At 68.1% G+C, this 4,891-nt stretch carries 4 protein-coding genes; 3 read left to right on the top strand and 1 reads right to left on the bottom strand.

Features of this window, described 5'->3' with window-relative positions; all coding sequences use genetic code 11:
• The coding region (locus EB084_19450) for a hypothetical protein (protein NDD30439.1) at positions 1 to 1,267 on the bottom strand (1,267 nt) is incomplete at its 3' end.
• Between the two features lie 193 nt (positions 1,268 to 1,460).
• On the opposite strand from EB084_19450, the gene EB084_19445 reads away from it, so the two are divergent.
• From EB084_19445 to EB084_19435, 3 genes are all read left to right on the top strand, one after another.
• Complete coding sequence (locus EB084_19445) at positions 1,461 to 2,741, top strand: hypothetical protein (GenBank protein ID NDD30438.1); 1,281 nt, start codon at positions 1,461 to 1,463, stop codon at positions 2,739 to 2,741.
• Between the two features lie 87 nt (positions 2,742 to 2,828).
• On the top strand, positions 2,829 to 3,683 hold the full coding sequence (locus EB084_19440; GenBank protein ID NDD30437.1) for a MoxR family ATPase: 855 nt from the start codon (positions 2,829 to 2,831) through the stop codon (positions 3,681 to 3,683).
• Positions 3,684 to 3,732: 49 nt separating this feature from the next.
• The coding region (locus tag EB084_19435) for a hypothetical protein (GenBank protein NDD30436.1) at positions 3,733 to 4,891 on the top strand (1,159 nt) is incomplete at its 3' end.

Below are 4,891 nucleotides of genomic sequence, written 5' to 3'. Positions count from 1 at the left end.
CATAGGGCGTGATGGGGCGAATCGGATAGTTGAACTCCACGTCTCCATCGTGGGGGACGCTCATGGGTGGACTCGGGATCTCCGGTGGGGCGAGCGGCTTGTCCTCGAGGGGAACCGCCACGCCTTCCGGCGCCACGAAGAGGCCGCCCCGCGCACCCAGGTCGAGGGCGGTGGAGAGCGGCATGCGCACGAGCTGGCCACGCACATCGCGCACCAGAACCCACGTCTGCGCCTTGTACGCGTCGGTGAGAGCGGCGGCGGGCACGGTCCATGTCACGCCATCTCCGAGGTCATAGGTCACGGAACTGCGTTCCACCCGTGAGAGCCCGACCGGTCCGAGGGTGACCCGCAGGGTGTCGCCCGCTCTCACTGAACGCCACTGCACCACCGGGCCGGTGCGCCGGAGCACCGGATGGGCGGCCGCGGGAACCGCGATCCGTCCGGCCGTGGTGTCGAGGAAGATGTGCGACGGCATCACGCTCCAGACGCGCCCCACGAGGGTGACCGCCGGCTCTCCGCGCGACGCCGTGGCGTAGCGCACGCGACTCACGAACGTCGTGGTCTGCTCGGGCACGGTCACGCCCGCGGGCAGCCGCCCCAGCTCGATGACGGGGGTCTCCGGTGGAACCACCACCACGGTTGCGCCCGGAAGCGGCGCGGTCGCGGTCGCCACGTCAGTGCCGCTGGTCGGTTCCACGCCCGGCGCCATTCTCCCGAGCCCACGGCGCTCGTAGTCCATGGCCGTGCTCACGGGCTGCAGCGTCACGCGCCCCGTCTGCTCGCGGAAGCTCACGGTCGCGCTGGCCAGGCTCTGGCTGGCGATGGCGCGGGTGGGCAGCTCGACGATGCCGCTGGGGCCTCGAAGCGTGAGGACGGTGCCGTGCACGTCGGTGACCGATCCGCGCAGGCTTCCCACGGACACGGTGACCAGCTGGCCGGGCGAGAGCGTGGCGGGGTCGAGATCCACCCCACCGGAGGAGAGGCGGGCGACGCTCAGCGGCATGCGCACCGTCTGCCCGTCGACCTTCAGGACGATGGTCTCCAGACCTACCGACACGATGGCGGCGTTGAAGCGGAAGGGGGCCTGCATGGTGGCGCCGCCCGTGGTCGGCAACGGGGGCGCCGGACCCTGGGCCCAGGCGGTGGCGCAAGCCAGCGCGAGGGCGACGAACATCTCAGCGGTGAGCGTCTTGAGTCTCGTGAGCACGATAGGAACCTCTCTGATTCTGCGGCGCGCGTGGCCGCGCCGCGTCAGCGCGGCGAGCACGCGGGTGTGCGGTCGTGCCGCACAGATCCGTCGACTTCGTGGTTCCCCGCGGGCGCAGGTCCGAAAAGGCCGCCCACGTCTGTCAGACTGTTAACATCGCGTTGCCAAGCCCGCAACAACTCTGTAACGTGGCCGAGATACCCTGTGCTTGCTGGAGTGGGCGCGACATCGACGCTCTCCGTGGAGGTTCATCGTGAAACGGCTGTTCATGGGTCTGGCGATTCTGCTCATGTGCGCACCTGCTCTCGCCGCCCCGCAGTTCTGGACGCTGTCGGTCGACAATCAGATGGTGCCGGCCGAGATGCCGCCCCTGGCTGTGGGTGAGGGCACCCTGCTTGTCTCCGCACGTTCGCTGTTCCAGGCGCTGAAGGCCACCTGCGATCAAGATCCGGTGAACGGGCGAATCAAGGTCAGCCGCAGCGGCGCGGTGCTCGAGATGCAGGAGGGTCTGGCCCAGGCCACGATCAACGGGCGCGAGGTGCGCATGCCGGTCGCGCCGAGACGTGAGAGCAGTGTTCTCATGGTCCCCGTGCCCTTCGTCGCCGAGCTCTTCGGCTATCGGTCTTCCATCGACGCCCAGGGACTGAGCATGACGCTCACCACGGGGGGAACGTCGCCAGCGTCTCCGCCTCCCGCCAGGGGCATTGCGGGCGTCTCGCCCGTCACTCCCGTCGAGTCGCGGGGGGCGGCACCTTCCGCCCTGGCCTGGCTGGCTGGCGGCAACCTGCCGTCGTCGGTCGGCGCGCCCCCGCCTGTGGGGCTGACGATGCCTGCCTCCGCCGCCGTGCCCCCGTCGATGACGGTCTCTCCCGTTCTGGCGGCCCAGGCCGGGGCTGCGGTGATGACCGCTTCGTCGACGGTGCCGCCGCCCTCGATGACGCTGGGCGGTGCGCCCATGGCGAGCGTCGGAACGGTCTCGGGGACGGCCCCCGCGGGGTACGTCCAGATGCCGGCGGGCGCCTATCAGACCGATTACCGGGTGGCGCCGGGCGCGCGCAAGCCCGTGGTGAAGGAGCCCGAGAACCCCTTCCCCGATGACAGCGGCGTCACCATCAATGGGGTCATGGACTTCCTGCCCAACGAGCTCGATCTCGTGGCCGAGACGGCAGAGAGCGATGCCCAGGTGCCAGACCCCGCGGTGACGGGCCTCACCCTCGAGCGTCGCTACGACCAGTTCGTCACGGCCTACACGGTGCGCTATCGCGTCACCAACCTGAGCCTCTTTCCCACCGACCGGCCGTTGATGGTGGTTCTCATGGTCGGCGGCTCGGGAAGTCTCCAGCAGGTCCAGGACGTGAAGATCGATCGGCTCGGCACGCTGCAGTCGTTCAGCTTCGAGTGGACCGGCGACGCCCGTTCCTACACCTTCCTCAACGACATGGGCATCCGCGTGCAGGCGCGCATCAGCCTGGCGGAGGGGGCCGCTGATGCGAAGGCCGACAACAACACCCGCACGGTGCGCATCAGCTTCTGAGCGCTTCGCAGCTCGCTCCCGTGTGGCGGCAGGGCCGCCACACGGGAGCATTAAAGTATAGAGGGTATCTCTTGAGACGAGGACCCCATGAGCGAAGCACCTCCCATTGTTTCCGACCGCGCCCAGCAGACCGTCGTCATCGACGGTGTCACGCTCCACCTCACGCATCCGGATGAGCTGCCCATCCGCTGGGTCGGTCAGGAAGACCTCATGACCCAGCTGCTCGCCACTTGGACGGTGGTCGACCCGCGTGACGTGCCGCTGAACCCCCGTCTCGTGGGCAAGCCAGGCGTGGGCAAGACCACGCTCGCCTACGCCGCCGCCCGCCGTCTCGGACGTGACGTCTATCTCTTCCAGGCCACCATGGACACGCGCCCCGAAGACCTCATCATCGCGCCGGTCGTGGCGTCGAGCCAGGAGATCAAGTACGTGGCCAGCCCTATCTGCACGGCCATGATCCGAGGGGGCGTGGTTATCCTCGATGAGGGGAACCGCATGTCGGAGAAGGCCTGGGCCTCGTTGGCTCCGCTGCTCGACCACCGTCGGTACGTCGAGTCGGTGGTGGCGGGCATCAAGGTGAAGGCGCACCCGGACTTCCGCTTCGTGGCGACGATGAACGATGACGCCAGCACCTTCGAGCTGCCTGAGTACATCCACTCCCGGCTGCAACCGCAGCTCTTCATCGACTTCCCCGAGCGCGACGAGGAGCTGCACGTTCTGCGCGAGAACCTGCCGTTCCTCGAGCAGGCGGTGCTCGAGTACGTTGCGGCCTTCCTGCAGCGGGCCCATCGTGCTGATGAGCCGTTCACCGTGCGCGACGGCATCAACGTGGCCCGCTACGCCGCCAAGATCGCGGGCGCGGGGATCACGCCGGACACGGCCGTGCTGCGCACTGCGGTCAAGCAGATCCTGGGCGATGACGCCCTGGTCTATGTCGTCTAGCCTTCCTCGCGAAGGCGCGCTCCATGTCGTCCCGGTCTGTCACGATCGCATGGAGTTCGCCCAGGAGGTGCGGCGCGCCATCTTGTCGATCCGGCCGGCGGCCGTCGCCATCGAGCTGCACCCGGAGGTGCGTGAGGCCTTCCTCGAAGCGGTGAAGCGCCTCCCCTTCCTCTCGTACATCGAGCAGGCGGGGCTAGGCGAGGAGCTCCCGCTCGTGATCAACGTCGAGCCCACCGATCCGTTCGTCGAGGCGGTGCGCACGTCGTCTGATGCTGAGATTGGGCTGCACTTCGTCGATCTGAGCGTGCAGGCGTATCCGGCGGTGTACGAGCCCATGCCGGATTCCTACGCGCTTCGCCACGTCGGTCTTTCGCGATTCTACGACGCGTACGCGAAGGTGGCGGCTTCGCCCGTCCACCCGCTCGACGAGGTACGGGAGAGGCACATGGCGGCTCGTCTGTGCCAGCTGCTCGACGCTGGCGGAGAGGTGGTGTTCGTCTGCGGCATGGCGCATGTCGAACGGGTGATGCGTCACGTTCGCGAACGGTCTGGCGTGCTCGGTGAGGCGGCTCCTGTGGGCGAGGTGACGCTGCTCAACCCGGATCTCGAGGTCATCCGCGCCACGAGCAGCGAGATCCCCTTTCTCATGGCATGCTACGAAGCCGACCGCAAGGGCCTTGGAGACGAGCGCTTCTGGCAGTCACGCACGCCACCGGAACCGCCAATCGAAGCGCCCACGCAGCTTGAGTCGCTCACGCAGGCCGACGTCTTCGGCGCACTCGAGTCGCTGCTCGGCATGGGGCCGAAGAACGAGCCGCAGCAGATCGCTCTCACGCCGCAGCTGCTCCGCGCGCTGTCGAAGAAGCTGGGAGGCATGAAGGATCCGCGGACCATCTTGGGTCTCCTCGGTGTCGATCCCAATGCCATTCCCCGCCTGGCGGGCGTCATGGGTCCGCCAGGCGGCGCGCAGCGCGTGTTCACCTTCCGCAGCGTCGATGATCGCCGTCCTGCATTGCGCGAGATCTACAGCGACGCCTCTCGCCTGCGTGGCGGTCCGCACCGAACGCTCGATCGGCAGCGCGTTGCCGTGCGCATGCTCACCGTAGCGGGTCGCTACTACGAAGAGAACACGGGGGAGACCCTCAAGGGGTGGCAGATGCGAACCTTGCTGCAGTTCATCCGCAGCTGGTGTCGCGTGCGCGGGCGTC

Source organism: Pseudomonadota bacterium (assembly GCA_010028905.1).
GTDB lineage: Bacteria > Vulcanimicrobiota > Xenobia > RGZZ01 > RGZZ01 > RGZZ01.
The sequence above is the reverse complement of the archived record's forward strand: the minus strand, read 5'-3'. Positions and strand labels throughout refer to the sequence as shown.